Genomic DNA, 17,590 nt, shown 5'->3' on the forward strand with positions numbered 1-17,590 from the left:
GGTGTGGCGACACTGTCCGCCCGCTGCCTTCTGGCCTTCCTGGGTGCATCCGTCCCGCTTTGGGGGTGGACGCAAGCACCCGCAGCCACCGCCACTCCACCCGCCAGCGGCACGGGCTATGTGGACCGCGTGATCGAAAATCTGCCGCCCGCGCCGCTGGAAGACGAGACACCCGAGTACGACCGCCAGGGGTGGCCCCGCTTTCTGCGGCTGGAGAGTCGCCTGGGCTCCCAGCCCTTCGACCCCTCGCACCGCCTGCGCATCGGCTACGGCATCTACGGCCTGCTGGAAACGCCCAACCACGGCACGCTCTCGATCGACGGCGGCTACGCACCGCACGACAGCAGCGGTTCGATCACGCTGCGCCAGCGCGCGATGCCGTTGGCCGGGGGCTGGGTGGCCAACCACGAAATCGGCGTGATCAACCCGGCCGCGCCGGGCATCACCCGGCTGCCAACGCGCATCTTCGTGCCCTCTGCCATCGTGCAGGGCCTGAGTGCCGAATGGGAGAACCCCGCCAGGGGTGTGCAACTGCTGGCCAGCACGGGTGAACCCGGGCAACTGGACTTCCTGCCCTCCAGCGGTTTTCGCAAACTGCCTGGCCAGCGCACCTCGCTGGGCGCGCAGTGGCGCCTCAACGCCGACGACAGCAATCCATTGTCCAGTCAGGGCTGGACGGTGGCGTTGCAGCACGAGGACGCGCGCGGCGTGTCCAACCTGGTGGCGCCCACGCAGGCAAGCGACTATGTGGACGCAAATTCCACTCTGGTCGCGGTGCGCCACGAAGGCGCCGAACACCGCATTCAAGGCCAGGTGGTGAACACCCAGGCCAGCAACGTCAATGGTGGACGCAGTGGCTTCTGGATCGACGGCGAGTGGGACGACGGCCCGCGCAAACACGGTGTGGGCGCGTACCGGCTCGACCCCGACCTGAGCTGGGCACAATTGCCGCTGGCCAGCGACATCGTGGGCGCCTACGTGCGCTCGAACTGGCGCACGCGCCAATGGTCGGCCGATGGCTCGATCGACTGGCTCGATTCGGTCAGCGGACGCAATGCCAGCGGTTTTTTCGCCACCGGTTCGGGGCGCTGGAGGCTGAATCGGGACCATTCGGTGGGCGCTGGCGCCACCGTGCGGCAATTCAATGGCAATGCCTGGAGCACTTACGGCGACTGGCGCTTCCAGAACGGCTGGGGCACCAGCGGCCTGCGCCTGGAGTTCACCCAGGGCGACGGCGAAACCGGCTCCACCCGGCTCACCTGGGACCAGGACTGGCCAACGCAACAGAGCTGGTCTTTTGCCACCAGCCTGGGAGTGGGCGTCAACGACGCTCAAAACGGCCAGCCCAGGGAATCCCTGTGGAGCGCGGCGATGAGCCTGTCCATGCCGCTGTCGAGCCGGGCCGGGCTGCGCGGCAACTTCAATACCGAGCGGAGCAACCTGGGGCAGTCCCGGCACAGCCTCAACCTGGGTGCCGACTGGCGCATCGACCAGCGCTGGAGCATCGAGGCCAGCTACAACCGCTCCACGGGACGCAGTCGTTTCAACCAGTCGCTGGATCCGCTCGCACCCTTTCTGCCTGTGATCGTCCCGGCCTCCGACCGCTCCTTCTACGCCGTGTTGCGCTACGAGATGGAAGCCGGCACCCGCAACGTGCCCCTGGGCGGCAGGCCATCAGACGGTGGCGGTCGCATCGAAGGCACGGTGTATTTCGACGCCAACCGCAGCGGCACGCAGGAAGCCAGCGAGACCGGCGCCCCGGGGGTCACGGTCTACCTGGACAACCGCTACGCCGTGCGAACCGACAGCCAGGGCCGCTTTGAATTCCCGTTCGTCGCGAGCGGCCCGCGAACCCTGAGCGTGCGCAACGACACCCTGCCGCTGCCCTGGACGGTGGTGGACCAGGGACAGGTCAAGGTGGACGTGCGCATCCGCGAAAGCGTCACCCTGACCATTCCCGTGCAGCGCAGCGAGTAGGCGCCCCGCGGCGCGGGTCCTGTTCGATTCGATCGTCAGAACAGCGAGGGAAAAACCCCTCAAGTTGGCGGATCGGGGGACGATAGTGGGTCATGACCAAGTTCATGCCCCGCCCGACCCGCCTGCCAGCCGCCTTGCTGGCTGCGGGTCTGCTGTTGACGCCCGCCGCCGGCATGAGCGAAAGCGCCCTGGGCGGCCAGGCCCGCCCGGCCAGCGCGGCGCTGGACTTCCGCATCATCATTCCGCCGGTCATGCAGGTGCTGGAGAACAGCCACCCCGTGCAACTGGCCGCCGAGGCCAGCGGCGACTGGAGTGCGGAACAACGGCTGGTGGTGGTCTCCAACATGAAGCGCGGCTTCTGCGTGACCTTGCGCATGAATGCGCCCGAGGTGGAGGCATGGCGCCTGCAACCGGTGCAAAGCCGAGGCATGGCACTCACACCCGTGGCCGATGGCTACCGGATGTGCTCGATGCGGCCAGGCCGCTACACGTTGCTGTTGCAGCACGAGTTCAACGCAGCCACCGGCAACAGTCAGGGTGCCATGGCCTGGCCGGTGCAGACCGATATCACGGCCCTGTGAGCGATATCGGGCCACGTCAGCGTGGCCACAGCACCCACATCTGCAGCGGCTGCTTGAGCGCCGCCGCCACGGTATAGGCCTCGTCGTTCCAGCTGCCCCAGCCGGTGAACAGGTCGGCGCGCACGGCACCCACGATGGCGCCGCCCGTGTCCTGAGCCATCACCAGTTTCTGCTGGTTCAGCGTGGCACCCTGGGTGGCCAGCCACACCGGGGTGCCGTAGGGAATGCTCTGCGGATCAACCGCGATGGAGCGCCCCGGCGTGAGTGGCACGCCCTGCGCGCCGCGCGGGCCGAAGCGCGCATCCAGATCGCTCAGGGCCTCTTCCCTGAAGAACACTGTGCGGGGGTTGCTCCACAGCATTTCATTGAGGCGGCGCGGGTTCTGCGCGGCCCAGGTCTTGATGGCGTCCCACGAAGCCTCGCGAATGGCACGCTGGTCCAGCAGCCAGCGCCCCACGCTCTGGTAGGGGTGGCCGTTGTGGGCGGCATAGGCCACCCGCACCTGGAGCATCTGGCCATTGCTCTCCACCAGGTTGAGGCGCCCCGAACCCTGGATCTGCAGGATCAGCGCGTCGATGGGATCGGCCAGCCAGGCCAGGGCGCGGCCCTGCAACGCGGCCTGGGCAGCGGGCAGGGTGTCGATTTCCTGGCGGCTGTACCACGGCTGCCCCGCAGGCAATGCCGGCGGTGGGCCATACAGTGGCGTGCGGTGCTGCTCGGTGCGCACGCGGCTGGCGTTCATGATGGGTTCGTAGTAGCCGGTGAGCAGACCCTGCGGCTCGCTGCCGTCGGCTTCACTCACGCGGTAGGGCAGAAAGCGGCGCATCACCCAGGCCTGCTGCTCTGCGGGGGTGGCAATGGAGAGCTGGCGCACCTCGCGGCAGAGTGCGGCCTGGCCTGGCGCGGGCCGCTCGCAACCGCGCACCCAGGCGTTCCAGACCTCGTGCAGGCTGTCCTGCCCCCAGCCGGGCAGCTCGCTCCAGCGCACCGGCGTCCAGCGGCTCCTGGCACGCTGGATCGGCGCGGGCAGGGTGCTGTCGTCCGGCGCTGTGACCACGCCGGGCGTCGGCGCCTGCACCGGCGGCGCCGGCTGGGCATCTGGCCGCACACCCACCGCGCAAGAAACCAGGCTTCCTACAATGAGCGCACCCAGGCCCAGTCGTGCCACCCACCTTCCGGCCCCAAGGCCGAGCCATTGCGGAAACCGATTCATGATCTTGTTGTTGCTTGAAGCGCTGGGCGCGCTGGTGCTGCTGGTGTTCATCGTGTGGTGGACCATGTTCTCCGGCCGCAAGAAGGGCGAGCTGCCCGATGCGGCGGAACAGGAAAAGCAAAAGAAGAAGCCACCGTCTTCATGACGGGCGCAGCACGTTGGCGAGCTCGACCGCGGACTTCACGCCCATCTTGTCGAACACGCGCGAGCGGTGCACCTCCACCGTGCGCACGCTGATGTTGAGCTGGTCCGCCACCAGCTTGTTGGGCAGGCCGGCAATCACCAGGTCCATCACATCACGCTCCCGCTCGGTCAGGCTCACCAGCCGCTGCTGAAGCTCGGTCTGCGCTCGCCGCTGCGCCAGCACCTGCGCCGACCGGTCCAGCGCCTGCTCCACCCGGTCCACCAGCGCGTTGTCGGAAAACGGCTTCTCGCAGAAATCGAAAGCACCGCGCTTCACCGCGTCCACCGCCGTGGGCACATCGGCATGACCCGAGAGAAAGATCACCGGCGCACACGCCTGCCAGGGCAGGGCAAGAAAGCGCTCGAACAGCGCCAGTCCGCTCATGCCGGGCATGCGCACGTCCAGCATCACGCAGCAGGGCGCGCTCGGTGCTTCGCGCCAGACGGAAGCTGACTCCACAAAAGCCTCGGCACTGTCGTAACCCTCGCTCAGCAACCGCCGCGTGCGCAGCAACCAGGCCAGCGCCTCTCGCACGCCCACGTCGTCATCGACGAGGTAGATCTTGGCGTCCGGGTGCTGGGTCATGGGGCGGATGATAAGTGGACAGCGCGCTGGCACCCCCCGCGCACCCTTTGGCGCCGAGCCCCCCTCCGTTCGGGCCAAGCCCCTTCCGGTCGGGCCGAGCCCCCTCCGTTTGGGCCGAGCCCTCCTCCGTTCGGGCCAAGCCCCCTCCGTTTGGGCCGAGCCCCCTCCGTTTGGGCCGAGCCCTCCTCCGTTCGGGCTGAGCCCCCTCCGTTCGGGCTGAGCCTGTCGAAGCCCCTGCCAGCTCTGCGTGCCCATGCTGCTCCAGCTCCCCGAGCCACTCACCCGCTGCACCGCGTCTTCCTGCGAACCCCGAAGCGTTGAAGCTGCGCCGGCGAACAAAACCGTTCAAGCCGGGCCCGAAAGGCCTCCACGGGTCCGTGCCCCAGTTGCCGCCGACGGTGAGGGCGGGCTTGTGGCATCTGCGCCTGGCGCCACATGGGCTGCACGGCCACCAGACCTTCGCGGCAATGAGGGCAAAGACAGTGGCGAGTCCGCAGGTACCCCGGCGCCGCTGTCCAAGCCGCCTGGTCTGGCGGGCCTTGCGCCAGCAGGGCGAGCCGGCCGAGGAGCGGCCGAGAGCTGCTCACGCCAATCGGGGCTATCAGGTGGGACGAGCTGGGCTGGCGCTGCTGACTGCGCAGCCAACCAACGAGCCTGCAGTGACGAGCTTCCGTCCAGAACAGGAGGGAAGTGCGACTGCACACCGCGTTCGTTTTCAGCGCGGCCCTGTCGCCCTGCCCCAACTCCCCTGGGCGGAACCGGCGTGGGTGGCCGCCGCGCCAACGGCGGGGCATGCGTCGGGGCCTCCTCAGACTGCGACGAATCCACGCTCGTCGATGAGCCCGCCAGGTCGACCGATTCCAGTTCGGGCCCAAACATGGCATCTACGGCAGGTGGAAACCCTGGAACCGAACCGGGTGCATCCGGCTGGAGATTCGTGGCCTGCACCGACTCTGGATTCACAAAGGGTGTTTTATCGTCTGGCATTCATTGATCTCCCAAACCAACATCATTGGCAACCCACCACGGGTGCCATCCACAGAACTCAAGCTGGGCGGTATCGAAAAAGCATGATCGCGAGGGGGGCGAAAGAACGCACGGAGCCCCACTACAGCATCACGCAAAAATCCATGGCCACAGAATGTCAAGAAACCGTCCCCCGTGTCTGCGGCCTGTCAGCGTGGTGTGATTCCACTTTCTGGACGGGCCGTGTTGTCGTGCCTGAGGAGGCACTGAGGGCACCAGATGTGCGCTGGCTGACTGCCTCCCTGGGTCCTCAGGATTCAATGAGCGCGCATCATCACGCACCCGGCCTGGATGGTGAAGATTGAAGTCACCAATTGGCGGAATGTGGCCACCAAATACCCCTGCAAACCACCCAGGCTGAGGCAGAACAATTGGGGCCAGAGGCGCTGGCGGTCGCCAGCGCGGGAACAGGGCGACGGTGGATCGTCACCAGATTGACTCTGGCGAGAATGGGCCGCCAGCCAGACACACTCTGAGTTGAACTGGGCGCCCCGCTCAAACGAGAGACCTGTGTCCCAGCGCAACTGCGCGAAGGCAAATACCCCCCTGCACCACCTGCGCCATCCGCCCACGACCCTGTACTGGGTCGGGTTACACCACGCGGTTCACCCCGCCGCAGGCAACGTGAACCGGAACACCGTCCCCCTTGGCTCCGCATCTTCATGGGTCAGCGCCCCGCCGTGCTGCTCGATCACCGTGCGGCACAGGCTCAGGCCCAACCCCATGCCCTCGGCCCGTGTCGTGAAGAACGGAGTAAAGAGCTTTTCCTGCACTTCGCTGCTCAGGCCCTGGCCATGGTCCGTCACGGCGAAGTTGACCCAGCTCTTGCGCGGTTCGCCACCGGGGGCCAGGCCGGCGTGGGCGCGGGTCTGGCCCACCGCCAGGCGCAGCACGCGCAGGCCCGACGAGAGGGGTGGCTCGTCAAATGGCATGGCCTGCATGCCGTTGCGGGCGAGGTTGAGCAGCACCTGTTCGACCATGGTGCGGTCGCACAGCACGGCAGGGCAGCCGGGCGCTACTTCGATCTGCAACCGGATGCCTTGCTTCTTGGCCTGCAGGGCCAGCAGGGGCTGGATGGCGTCGATCAGGCTTTGAGGGGTGACGGCTTCACGCACCTGCTCGCGGCGGCGCACGAAGTCGGCCACGCTCTTGATGACTCGGCCGGCGCGCTCAGCCTGTTCACCAATGCGTTGCATGGCCTGGAGCAGATCGGCCTGGGGCAGCGGGCCACTGGGTTGCTCCAGCAGGTTCAGCGTGCCGCTGGCGTAGCTGGAGATGGCGGCCAGCGGCTGGTTGAGCTCGTGGCTGAGCAGCGAGGCCATCTCGCCCACGGTCGCCAGGCGGGCCGTGGCTTGCAGGCGCTCATGCGAGGTGCGGTTGAGCTCTTCCACGCGCCGCTGTTCGGTCAGGTCGAGGATGGCACTCATGAATCCGGTCTGGTTGCCCTGGGCGTCGATCAGCGGGGCTTCGATGATGAGCACGGGGAAACGTGTGCCATCGCTGCGCTGGAACACCGACTCGTAGCCCTCGCGCGGCAAGATGCGCCCCGCCAGCCGCACGGCCTGGCGTTGCTGGTATTCGTCGGCCAGCTCGGGCGGCCACCAGGGCGCGGGCGGGCCGGTGCCGATGAGTTGTTCGGCGGGCAGGCCGACCATCTGGCAGAACGCGGGGTTGACGTAGGTGATGCGGCCGTCCATGCCGCGCGCGCGCAGGCCGGTGACGAGCGAGTCCTCCATGGCCTTGCGAAAGGCCAGTGCTTCGGCCACGTCGAGCTCGGCGCGCTGGCGCAGCCGGATGTCGCGCCCAAGCAGGAACAGCACGACCAGCAACGCGAGCGAGAGCGCGCCCACCACGGCGGTGAGCACATTGGGAAACAGGCCGCCGGCTCGGCGCGGTGCCTGCAACTGCAGGATCAGCGTGTGCCCGGGCATGTCGAGCACGGTGCGTGCGGTCAGCGTGCGCCGCGGGCCGGGCACCATGCTGTGCAGCGCGAGGCGCGTGCCGTCGGCTTCATTGAAGGCCAGGCCACGTCCGCGCAGCGATGCCTGGTTGGTCAGTTCGGCCAGGATGCCAGGCAGCGAGTAAGTGACGATCAGGTAGCCATCGGGTTCGGCCGCACGCGAGACCGGCAGGCACATTTCCATGAGTTCAAGCCCCTGGCCACCGAGCATGGGCCAGAAGTAGCTGCTGGAATACGACGGACCGGAGATGCGGCGCGCGTTCTCGCAGGCCAGGCTGACTTCGGCGGGCAGGCTGGCGCGGCGCAACATGCCGTAGAGGTCGGCCAGGTAGGGCGTGTCGCGGTGAGCAATGAGGCGCAGGTTGCGGCCACGCCATTCGACGCGCGCCATTTCTCGGTGCCGCGCCAGCAGTTCGGCCGCCGGGGCGTGCCAGCTGTCCACCGTGGGCGCCACGCTGTGCAGCGACTGCAGGGTCTGCACGTTGCGCACCAGGCCGCTGCGGATGTCGCTCACCAGCGTGGCGGCTTCCTGTTCCAGCGCGGTCTGGTCGCGGCCTTCTTCGTATTCGGTGGCGAGGAACACCAGCACCACCAGCAGCGCCAGCACCAGCAACAGCAACGCGCCCCAGAGCAGCCAGCGGCGCGAACGCAGGGCCTGGCGCCAGCGCGATGGCCGCATGATGGGCACGGTCAGAGGCGGCGGTGCTGCAGCGAGGGCAGTTGTTCGCGCACGCTGCGAAGGCGTTCGATGTCGAGGTCGGCCAGCACCAGGCCTGGGCCTTCGGCGTGCATGGCCATCACCTCGCCCCAGGGGTTGATGACCATGCTGTGGCCCCAGGTTCGGCGGCCGTTCTCATGCACGCCGCCTTGTGCGCTGGCGATCACGTAGGCCTGGTTCTCGATGGCGCGGGCACGCAGCAGCACTTCCCAGTGCGCCTGGCCGGTGGTGTGCGTGAACGCCGATGGCACCAGCAGGATGTCCGCAGCGAGCATGCGGTAGAGCTCGCCAAAGCGCAGGTCGTAGCACACCGACTGGCCAATGCGCCAGTCCTGTCCGCTGCGGTCGCGGCATTCGAACACGGTGGGGGTCTCGCCGGCGCGCAGCACGGCGGCTTCGTCGTAATGTTCGCGGCCGTTGTCGTAGCGGAACAGATGGATCTTGTCGTAGCGGCTGGCGCATTCGCCGCGCGGGTTGTAGGCCAGGCTGGCATTGGCCGCGTGCGCGGGATCTTCGGTGGCCATGGGCAGCGTGCCGCCCACGATCCACATCTTGAGGTCGCGCGCGGCGTCGGAGAGGAAGTCCTGCACTTTGCCCAGGCCAGGTGTTTCGGCCAGCAGCAGCTTGTCCTCGTCCTTCACGCCCATGAAGCAGAAGTACTCCGGCAGCACGGCGAGTTCGGCGCCCGCACCGGCCGCCTGGCGCAGCAGGCGCAGGGCTTCGCTGAGGTTGGCATCCAGGCTGATGCCCGAGACCATCTGGATCGAAGCGACTTTCATGCGGTTCCTTTCGGTGGAATGAGAGCTTACTGCAGCGGGCTTCTCGCGGGGTCGCGGGCGGGCGCGGGCGCGGGCCGCTCGATGCGCTCCACGTGCGGGTCGGCCCAGCCACCGGTGATGTGGAACTGCTGGGTGGTGGCGCTTTGCAGCGGCTGGCGCAGCAGGAACTGGGCGAGAAAAGTACCCAGGCCGATGGCGGGGTTGATGGCGGTGGCAATCAGCGAGGCGGTGCCAGCGTTGATCTCGGGCACCACCACCACTTTCAGGTCCTGCTGTTCGCGCGCAATGTCTGCGCTGCCTTCCATCAGCACCGCCGCGTTCACGCCTTTCATCTGCAGGTTGTTGGTGAACAGCACGCCCTGTTCGATGCGGGCGTCGCCACGCACGAAGTCGAATGCGAATCCTTCGGAGAACATGTCGCGGAAATCCAGCGCGAGCCGGCGCGGCAGGGCCTGCAGGCTGAGCACGCCCAGCAAGCGCCCGGCACCGGGTTCCACCTTCAGGAACTGGCCGCGCTCGAAGTCGGCGCGCAACTGGCCTGAGAGGCTGGGGTAGTCGATCGCCAGCGGCGAGCCGATCCAGCCGATGCTGCCTTCGATGCGCCCTTTGCCCCCGCGCACGGCGCCCTCGCGCCCGAAGCGCTTGAGCAGTTCACCGGAGTCGTCCACGTCCAGCGTGAACGTGAGCGCGGTGCGGCGCGGTGCGGACGTGCCCCCCTCGCCACCCAGTGCAGCCCAGTTGCCGGTGGCATTCAGGCGCGCCTCGGGCACGCCGACGCGCAGCTTGTTCAGGCGCCATTCGGCTGCACGGGCAGGCCCGCCCCGGTTGACGGCGTCGATCTCCACGCTGCCCAGGCGACGACCCGCCATGGCGAAGTCGTCCACCGCGATATCCAGTGCCGGCACGCTGGTGGGCTGGGTGAGCAATTGTTCGACGTCGCTGGCCACCGACGGCGCAAGCGTGAGGCGGGCCAGACGCGCGTAGATGCTGCCGATCGAACCGCTGGGCAACTGGCGCACCTCGACATAGCCGTTGAGTTCATCGGCGTCGATGTTGGCACGCCACTGGCTGCCCTCGCGCGAACCGCCCACCACCACACGGTTGAAGTGGCGACCGTCCACTGTGAGCCGGTTGGCGCGCACGGCCAGGATGGTGGGCATGTAGCTCAGGCTGGCGTCAACGCGGGGAGCGGCCGGCGTTCTGGTGCGCCCCTCCCCGCCGGTGGCTGCATGCAAGACCCGCTCCCAGGCGTCGACGTCGATCCGTTCAAGTTGCACGTTGGCGCTCACGCCTTCGCTGGGCAACGGCGCCTCTTCAGCGCTCAAACCCACCGCAATGCCGCCACGCAGCACACGGGGTTCGCTGCCGCTCACGTCGCGCTCGAACTGCACCGCAAGCACGGGGGCGAGCGCCGTGCCGAGCTGGACCACCAGCTGATCGGTGCGCGCGTTGTCGCCGGCCATGTCGAGCACCGTGTTTTCGTAGCGCAGCGGCAAGCTGGCTTCGGCCGTTTTGCCCAGGGGCGCGGGCAGGTTCAGCGCCATGCCCTGCAAGCTGCTGGCCACCTGCACTTCGGGCTGGCCGCCCTTGAAGCCGAGCTGCAAGGTGTAGCTGCTGCTGCCGCTGGCGTTCTGGAACAGGCGCGAGACCAAGCCCAGCCCGGCGTCGCGCAGGCCCTCGGCACGGACTTCGCCCTGTCCCCGGAACTGCACGCGGGGCACGCCCTCGGCGTCGGGCCGCATGCCGCCTTCAAAGCGCACGTCGCCGCCCAGCAGGCGGGCCTGCGCCGAGCGCACGGTGAAGCCTTTGTCGGTGAACGCCAGCGTGCCACTGGCGCGGCCGAGCAGCGGCGATTCGGGCGTGACCTGCATGTCGTTGCCCTCGAACTGCACGGTCCCACTGATCTCGGTGGCACGGGCGTCGTGCAGCGGCAGCTTGAGCCCGAACCCCAGCTGAGCGGCACCACCGATGCGCGCGCGCGCCAGCGCCTGGCTGGTCATGGCGTTGACGGGTGAGCGCTGCACGAAACCCAGCATTTCGTGGGCGGGCCCCTGCCCACGCGCGGCCACCGTCAGCACCGAGTCGCCCTTGAGCGAGGCGATGCCGACCTCGCCCTGGCTCAGGCGCACGCCGGGCGCGCCGGCCACCCCGGCCTCGGTCACGGTCACCTTGAAGGTGTTGCGGTCGAGCACCAGATCGCCCGCCACGTTGCGCAGGCCGGGCCAGGCGGCGTCGCCGGCCGCCTGCAGGAACGGTGGCACGTAGTCCATGTCGACGTCCTGAAGCCGGGCGGAGATGCGGAACTCGCCCTGGTCGCCCGGGTCCTCGAACGGCACCTCGGCCACCTCGCCGCGCACGCGGAAATCGACCCGGTTCGACGCACCGCCGAGCACGGCCTCGCGCACATAGCGCCGCGCATCGGCCTGCACCGTCAAGGGCAGGTAGCGGTGCACGCGGGTGGCCTCGGCGCGGGTGAGCGTGGCGGTCAGGTCGAGCACACCGGGGAAGCGCTGGCCGGGCCCATCGCCGGTGCGCCAGCTGGCCTGCCCGGTGCCCTCGGCGTCGGCGTTGCTGAGCTGGACGTTGTCGAGCCGCGCCTCGATGCGCTCGCCCTGAATGCGCCAGCTCGCTTCGGCTTCGAGGCGATCCAGCGACAGGCGGGCTTCCTCGAACACGTCGGGCAGTTCGAGCGCGCCGTCGCGGACGCTGATGCGCGCGCGACCACCCAGGTTGCTGAGGTCAAAGTCCAACGTGGCGCCGCTGATGCCGGGCCGCCCGGGCAGCGGATAGCGCCCGGAGGCCGACATGCGCCCACTGGACTGGCCCGACAGCGCCAGGCCCACCACCCGCCCGCTGGCCTGGTAGCTGCCCAGCGCCCAGTCCTGGCCGCCGTCGGCCGCGGGCGCCGCACCGGCTCGTCCCTGCCAGCGCGCGTTCAGGCCGTTGACCTGGCCGGCCGGGCGCAATTGTTCAAGCCATGCATGGCTGGGCGCAGGCAGGGGCAGGCGGCTGGCAATGGCAGCGAGCGCGGCCAGGTCGAAGCGCTGCGCATTGAGTTCGAAGCTGGCGCCGCTTTTCTCGCGCGCCACCGTGTGCGCCAGGCGCAGGCTGGCCGCCGGCCAGTTCACCCCCTCGGGTGTGCGAAACGCGAGGTTCTGGGTGGACAACTCGTAGCCTTCGCCGGACCAGGTCGCCGCCAGGCGGCCTTGCAGTTCGTCGATGGCCAGCACCGGCAATTGCGGACCCAGCTGCGCGTGCACCGCTTGCAGCGTCAGGTCGGCCGTGGCGCCGACCAGCTCGCCATCGGCCACGTCGGCCCAGGCGCGCAGCGCGCCTCGGCCCGAGCGCACGTCCACACCCCAGTCCGAAAGGTCCACGTAGCCACGCAGGCGCTCCACATCCACACGGGTGAAATCGGCAAACACCTCACCGCTCCAGCGGTGCCAGGGGTCTTTCTGGTCCGATCCCGCACGCTTGAGATCGAGCAGGGGTTCGCGCAGACGCCCACGCAGGCTCAGGCGCTCGCCCCAGGCTGGCGGCGGTGTCGCGTCGATGCGGAACTGGTGGGTGCGCGCGGTGTTGCGAAACAGAAGGTCGAGATCTTCCAGCGCCAGCGCCGGCTGGCCACGAAAGTCGTCGGTCCAGCGCAGCGTGCCACCCTGTATGAAAAACTCGCTCTGGGAGAAGAACCAGTCGGCGGCGCGGTTGTTGCCCTCACCTGGTCCCGCCAGGTCAAGACCGGCGACCTCGATGCGGCCCTGGGCGGTGCGCCGCACGTCGAGCACCGGGCCTTCGATCACGATCTGCTCGAACCCGCCGCGCCAGAGCGAGCGCGCCGACACCGACGTGCGGATCAGCGGCAACTGCAGGGCCACGCGGCCTTCGCCGTCGAATAGCCTCACGTCGCGCAACTCGAAGGAAGGCATGAGGGCCGGCAGCCATGAACGGCTCTGGTCACTGCCGTCGGCCCGGATGTCACCCACCCGCACGGGAACCCCCACCGCCGAGCTGGCCCACCTTTCCAGGTCGGGGCGCCATTCGCCGATTCGGGGCACAATCCACGCGTGCAGACCGAACCAGGTCAGCGCAAACAGGCTCCAGCCCGCCAGGACCAGCCACAACATGAGCCGGGTTGCCAACGAAATTGTCTTGAGGGTTCGCGTGGCAGCAGCGATGGGAGCCGGTCTTTGATTCATGTCCACCGCAAATTATGACGGCCAGCCATTCCACGGGTTCCGCAGCGGGAGTTTCCGGTTTGTCATCAAATGTGAACGTCTGCCCACCGCTGACGCCCGCCGATCGCCAGGCCGATCGCTCGCGCTTCGTCCAGCGCATCCGGCGTCGCTACCCCCATGAACTGAGTTGCCTGCCACCGGGCGAGCCGGCGCACGCCAGCATGCAGGTCTGCCTGGCCAGCCTGCGTGAGCGCGGCCTGGCCATGCCGGCGGCCCTGCGGGTGCTGCGCCAGCTCGTGCTGGAGCGGCTGGTGGTGCTGGACTGCGAGCAGAGCGTGCCACTGACGGTGGTCACGCGCGCCGTCACCGAACTGGCCGAACTCGCGCTCGACGCCGCCTGCACGCTGGCCTTTGCCGATCTGGACGAACTGCACGGCGCGCCGCAACGCATGGGCACCGATGGCAAGCCAAAACGCGCCCAGCTGTGGGTGATCGGCATGGGCAAGCTCGGTGCGCGCGAGCTCAACGTGTCGAGCGACATCGACCTGATCTACGTGTACGACCAGGACGGCGAGACCGCCGGCAACGCGCAAGGTCGCAACCGCATCAGCAACCACGAGTACTTTGGCAAGGCGGTCAAGCACATCTACAACACCGTGGGCGAGACCACCGAGCACGGCAACGTGTTCCGTGTCGACCTGGCGCTTCGGCCCAACGGCAACTCAGGCCCGAGCGCGGTCTCGCTCGGCGCGCTGGAAGAGTACTTCCTGGTGCAGGGCCGCGAATGGGAGCGCTTTGCCTGGCTCAAGAGCCGCGTGATCGCACCAGCGGCCAGCGTGCGCGATGGCAGCGCCCAGCAGCTGCGGGGCACCGTGCTGCCCTTCGTGTTCCGCCGATACCTCGACTACGGCGTGTTCGACGCGCTGCGCAACCTGCACCGCCAGATCCGCGACCATGCGGCCAAGCGCGCGGCCGGCAACCCCGGTCGCTCGAACGACGTCAAGCTCTCGCGCGGCGGCATCCGCGAGATCGAGTTCACCGTGCAACTGCTGCAGGTGGTGCGCGGCGGCCAGTTCCCCGAACTGCGCACGCGCCCCACGCTGGACGCATTGCAACGCGTGTGCAGGGCCGGCCTGATGCCACCGGCCACGGCCGAAGCGATGGCGCAGGCCTACCAGTTCCTGCGCCGCGTGGAGCACCGCATCCAGTACCTGGACGACCAGCAGACCCATGTCATGCCCACCCAGGACGACGACCTGGCGTGGCTGGCGGCCACGCTCGACTTTCCCGACGTGTGTGCCTTTCTGCATGCGCTCGATGCCCACCGCGAGCTGGTGGCACAAGAGTTCGACACCTTGCTGGGCGGCCCTACCAACGGCGGCTGCCATGGCAAAGGTTGCAACGGCAAAAACGGCGCGATGGCCCGAAGTGCGGCCGACGACTTGCAGAACGTGCTCGCGCAACTGCCGCCAGCCTTTGCAGCCAAGGTGAGCCAATGGTGCGACCACCCGCGCGTGCTGGCCTTGCGCGAGGACACGCGCACGCGCCTGGTGCGCCTGGTGCAGCGCACCGGCGCCTGGCTTGACGAAGGCCGAGTGAGCGAGGAGGCCGCCCTGCGCATGGCCGACTGGATCGAGCCGCTGCTGCGCCGCGAGAGCTACCTGGCGCTCTTGCAGGAACGCCCCTCGGTGCACGAGCGCTTGCTGCGCCTGCTGGGAGCCGCCAAGTGGCCGGCACGCTATCTGCTCCAGCACCCCGGCGTCATCGACGAGCTGGCGAGCCAGCAATTGCTGACCGACCGCTTCGACGCCGCGCAGTTCGAAGCCGAGCTGGAGGCCCGCCGCGCCGCGCTGCAATCCACCGGCGAGGACGACGAGGAAGCCCTGCTCAACCTGCTGCGCCGCGCGCACCACGCCGAGGTGTTCCGCACGCTGGCGCGCGACGTGGAGAAGGTGCTCACCGTCGAGCAGGTTGCCGACGACCTCTCCGCCCTGGCGGATTCGGTGTTGCGCACCACGGCGCGCTGGTGCTGGGCCCGCCTGAAGAACCGCCATCGCGAGGAACCCAGCTTCGCCATCATTGGCTACGGCAAGCTCGGCGGCAAGGAGCTCGGCTACGGCAGCGACCTGGACATCGTGTTCGTCTACGAGGACGAGCATGAAAACGCTTCCGAAATCTATGCCGCCTTCGTGCGCAAGATGATCAACTGGCTCACCGTGAAGACTGGCGAGGGCGACCTGTTCGAGATCGACACCGCGCTGCGCCCCAACGGCAATTCGGGCCTCCTGGTGACCAGCTTCACCGCCTACGCCAACTACCAGCAACAGCGCGGCAGCAACACCGCCTGGACCTGGGAACACCAGGCCATGACGCGTGCGCGCTTCGTTTTGGGTGGTGTTTCCCTGGCCGGCCGTTTCGATGCGATTCGCGAATCGGTGATCACCGCGCCGCGCGATGCCCAGTCACTCGCGTCCGAGATCGTGGCGATGCGCGCGAAGGTGCGCCAGGCCCACCCGGTGCGCGGCGAACAGTTCGATGTGAAGCACAGCCCCGGTGGCATGGTGGATGTGGAATTCGCCGTGCAGTACCTCGTGCTGCTGCACTCGCACGCACACCCCGAGCTGCGCGCCAACACCGGCAACATCAACCTGCTGCGCCGGGCCGAGCAGGCCGGCCTGCTCGAACCTGGCATGGGTGAAGCCGCCGCGCACGCCTACCGCGAACTGCGACAGATCCAGCACCGCGCGCGGCTGGACGAAATGCCCACGCAGGTGGAGCCGGCGCGGGTGGAAGCCGCCGCGGCCGCCGTTCGCGCGCTGTGGCATCACGTGCTGGGCCGCCAGCAGCAGACCAGCGCCACGTCGGCATGAACCCCTCGCGCGCCTGGCTCGTGGTGTGCTGTGTGCATGGCGTGGCCAGCATGCTGCTGTGGTGGGCACAACCCGACGCGGTGGAGGTGCTCACCTGGCGCGCCGATCAATGGGCCGAGCGGCCCTGGACGCTCTGGACCAGCGCCTGGGTGCATCTGAACACCCCGCACCTCATCGGCAACCAGCTTGCCCTGGGCGCACTCACCGCCTTCGCGTGGGTGGTGCGACCCAGCCTGCGCTGCGCCATGGCCTGGCTCACCGCGTGGCCGCTGACGCAATTCACCTTGCTGCTGTGGCCGCAGATCGGCTACGCGGTGGGCCTCTCCGGCCTGCTGCACGCCGGGGCCATGGTGCTGGCCGTGCAACTGATGTTCAAGCGCATCCCGATCCGCAAGGCGCGGCGCTGGGGCGCCTTGCTGGCACTGGGCGTGCTCACGAAAACCGCGCTGGAGCGCGGCTGGTCGTACCCGGTGGTCTGGGACCGCGCCAACGACATGTCGGTGGTCCAGGCCGCCCACCTCGGCGGCGTGGTGTGGGGGATGCTGCTGGGCCTGCTGATTGCGTGGTGGCCCGGCTGGTCAGCGGGCAGGCTCAGGTGGCCTGGGGCGCAGGCGTGACCACCGCCAGCGACTTGCGAAAGCGGTTGAGCTCCTGAACGGTCTTGAAGCTCTGGTCCATGAGCAGGCTCATGTTGTGCAGGATGCGTTCGACCACGCGCGTCTCCCAGACCGCATCGAAATTGATCTGCGTGTCCAGCCAGTGTTCCAGCCATTCCGGGTTGGGCAGGCGACTCTGGATGGTGTCGTTGGGGAAGAGCGTCTTGTTCACGTGCAGGTTGGTCGGGTGCAGCGCCTGCGCGGTGCGCCGCGCACTGGCCATGAGCACGCCCACCTTGGCAAAGGCCGAGCGGGCCTCGTCGCCGAACTTGCCGATGGCGCGCTTCATGTAGCGCAGGTAGGCGCCACCGTGGCGGGCTTCGTCCTGGCTGAGCGTGCTGTAAATCTGCTTGATCACCGGCTCGGTGTGCCATTCGCTGGCGCGGCGGTACCAGTGGTTCAGGCGGATCTCGCCGCAGAAGTGAAGCATCAGGGTTTCGAGCGGCGGCGCTGGGTCGAACTCGAAGCGGATGTCGTGCAGTTCCTGTTCGCTGGGCACGAGCTCGGGTCGGAAGCGGCGCAGGTATTCCATCAGCACCAGCGAGTGTTTCTGCTCTTCGAAAAACCAGATCGACATGAAGGCAGAGAAGTCGGAATCGTCGCGGTTGTCGCGCAGGAACATCTCGGTGGCCGGCAGGGCGGCCCACTCGGTGATGGCGTTCATCTTGATGGTCTGGGCCTGCTCGTCGGTGAGCGAAGCGGCGTCGAACCGGTCCCAGGGAATGTCCTTGTCCATGTCCCAGCGCACGGATTCGAGTTGTTTGAAGAGTTCAGGATAGAGCATGCAGGTCTTTCGAAACTCCTCGCATTTTATGCGGTAGGGAAAAAACCTCTTAGAAATCATCGTGTTGCGCAGGGGTATGGGT

At 68.1% G+C, this 17,590-nt stretch carries 11 protein-coding genes; 5 read left to right on the top strand and 6 right to left on the bottom strand.

What is annotated here, in order from left to right:
• Positions 1-3 precede the first annotated feature (3 nt).
• Positions 4-1,977 (top strand): hypothetical protein, encoded by a 1,974-nt coding sequence (locus tag AB7F11_RS06405; RefSeq protein WP_428290061.1) that lies wholly within the window; start codon positions 4-6, stop codon positions 1,975-1,977.
• Positions 1,978-2,069: 92 nt separating this feature from the next.
• Positions 2,070-2,558: a hypothetical protein gene (locus tag AB7F11_RS06410; RefSeq protein WP_428290060.1), complete on the top strand. Its 489-nt coding sequence runs from the start codon at positions 2,070-2,072 to the stop codon at positions 2,556-2,558.
• 16 nt (positions 2,559-2,574) lie between these two features.
• On the opposite strand, the gene mltA is transcribed toward AB7F11_RS06410, so the two are convergent.
• Positions 2,575-3,837 (bottom strand): murein transglycosylase A, encoded by a 1,263-nt coding sequence (gene mltA, locus AB7F11_RS06415; protein ID WP_428290059.1) that lies wholly within the window; start codon positions 3,835-3,837, stop codon positions 2,575-2,577.
• Between mltA and AB7F11_RS06420 the strand changes: the two genes are divergently transcribed.
• Positions 3,770-3,916, top strand: a complete 147-nt coding sequence (locus tag AB7F11_RS06420; RefSeq protein WP_428290058.1) for a hypothetical protein — start codon at positions 3,770-3,772, stop codon at positions 3,914-3,916. The two genes, mltA and AB7F11_RS06420, sit on opposite strands and share 68 nt — an antisense overlap.
• Here the strand turns inward: AB7F11_RS06420 and AB7F11_RS06425 are convergent.
• The 4 genes from AB7F11_RS06425 to AB7F11_RS06440 form a co-directional block, all read right to left on the bottom strand.
• Positions 3,911-4,540 (bottom strand): response regulator transcription factor, encoded by a 630-nt coding sequence (locus tag AB7F11_RS06425; protein WP_428290057.1) that lies wholly within the window; start codon positions 4,538-4,540, stop codon positions 3,911-3,913. The genes AB7F11_RS06420 and AB7F11_RS06425 overlap by 6 nt on opposite strands.
• A 1,631-nt stretch (positions 4,541-6,171) precedes the next feature.
• On the bottom strand, positions 6,172-8,205 hold the full coding sequence (locus tag AB7F11_RS06430) for a two-component system sensor histidine kinase NtrB (protein ID WP_428299892.1): 2,034 nt from the start codon (positions 8,203-8,205) through the stop codon (positions 6,172-6,174).
• A gap of 11 nt (positions 8,206-8,216) precedes the next feature.
• Positions 8,217-9,023 (bottom strand): carbon-nitrogen hydrolase family protein, encoded by an 807-nt coding sequence (locus AB7F11_RS06435; RefSeq protein ID WP_428290056.1) that lies wholly within the window; start codon positions 9,021-9,023, stop codon positions 8,217-8,219.
• A gap of 26 nt (positions 9,024-9,049) precedes the next feature.
• Positions 9,050-13,147, bottom strand: coding sequence for a YhdP family protein (locus AB7F11_RS06440; protein ID WP_428290055.1), 4,098 nt, complete (start codon positions 13,145-13,147; stop codon positions 9,050-9,052).
• An 86-nt stretch (positions 13,148-13,233) separates the two neighbouring features.
• Between AB7F11_RS06440 and glnE the strand changes: the two genes are divergently transcribed.
• Together glnE and AB7F11_RS06450 are read left to right on the top strand one after the other, a co-directional pair.
• Complete coding sequence (gene glnE, locus AB7F11_RS06445; RefSeq protein ID WP_428290054.1) at positions 13,234-16,068, top strand: bifunctional [glutamate--ammonia ligase]-adenylyl-L-tyrosine phosphorylase/[glutamate--ammonia-ligase] adenylyltransferase; 2,835 nt, start codon at positions 13,234-13,236, stop codon at positions 16,066-16,068.
• Positions 16,065-16,685 carry a rhomboid family intramembrane serine protease gene (locus AB7F11_RS06450; RefSeq protein ID WP_428290053.1) on the top strand — a complete coding sequence of 207 codons (621 nt, stop codon included), beginning with the start codon at positions 16,065-16,067 and terminating at the stop codon, positions 16,683-16,685. Before glnE ends, AB7F11_RS06450 begins: the two co-directional genes overlap by 4 nt.
• Here AB7F11_RS06450 and AB7F11_RS06455 read toward each other — a convergent pair.
• Complete coding sequence (locus tag AB7F11_RS06455) at positions 16,660-17,508, bottom strand: ferritin-like domain-containing protein (protein WP_428290052.1); 849 nt, start codon at positions 17,506-17,508, stop codon at positions 16,660-16,662. The genes AB7F11_RS06450 and AB7F11_RS06455 overlap by 26 nt on opposite strands.
• Positions 17,509-17,590 lie beyond the last annotated feature (82 nt).

The sequence above is a fragment of the Hydrogenophaga sp. genome, assembly GCF_050250835.1.
Taxonomy (GTDB): Bacteria; Pseudomonadota; Gammaproteobacteria; order Burkholderiales; family Burkholderiaceae_C; genus Hydrogenophaga.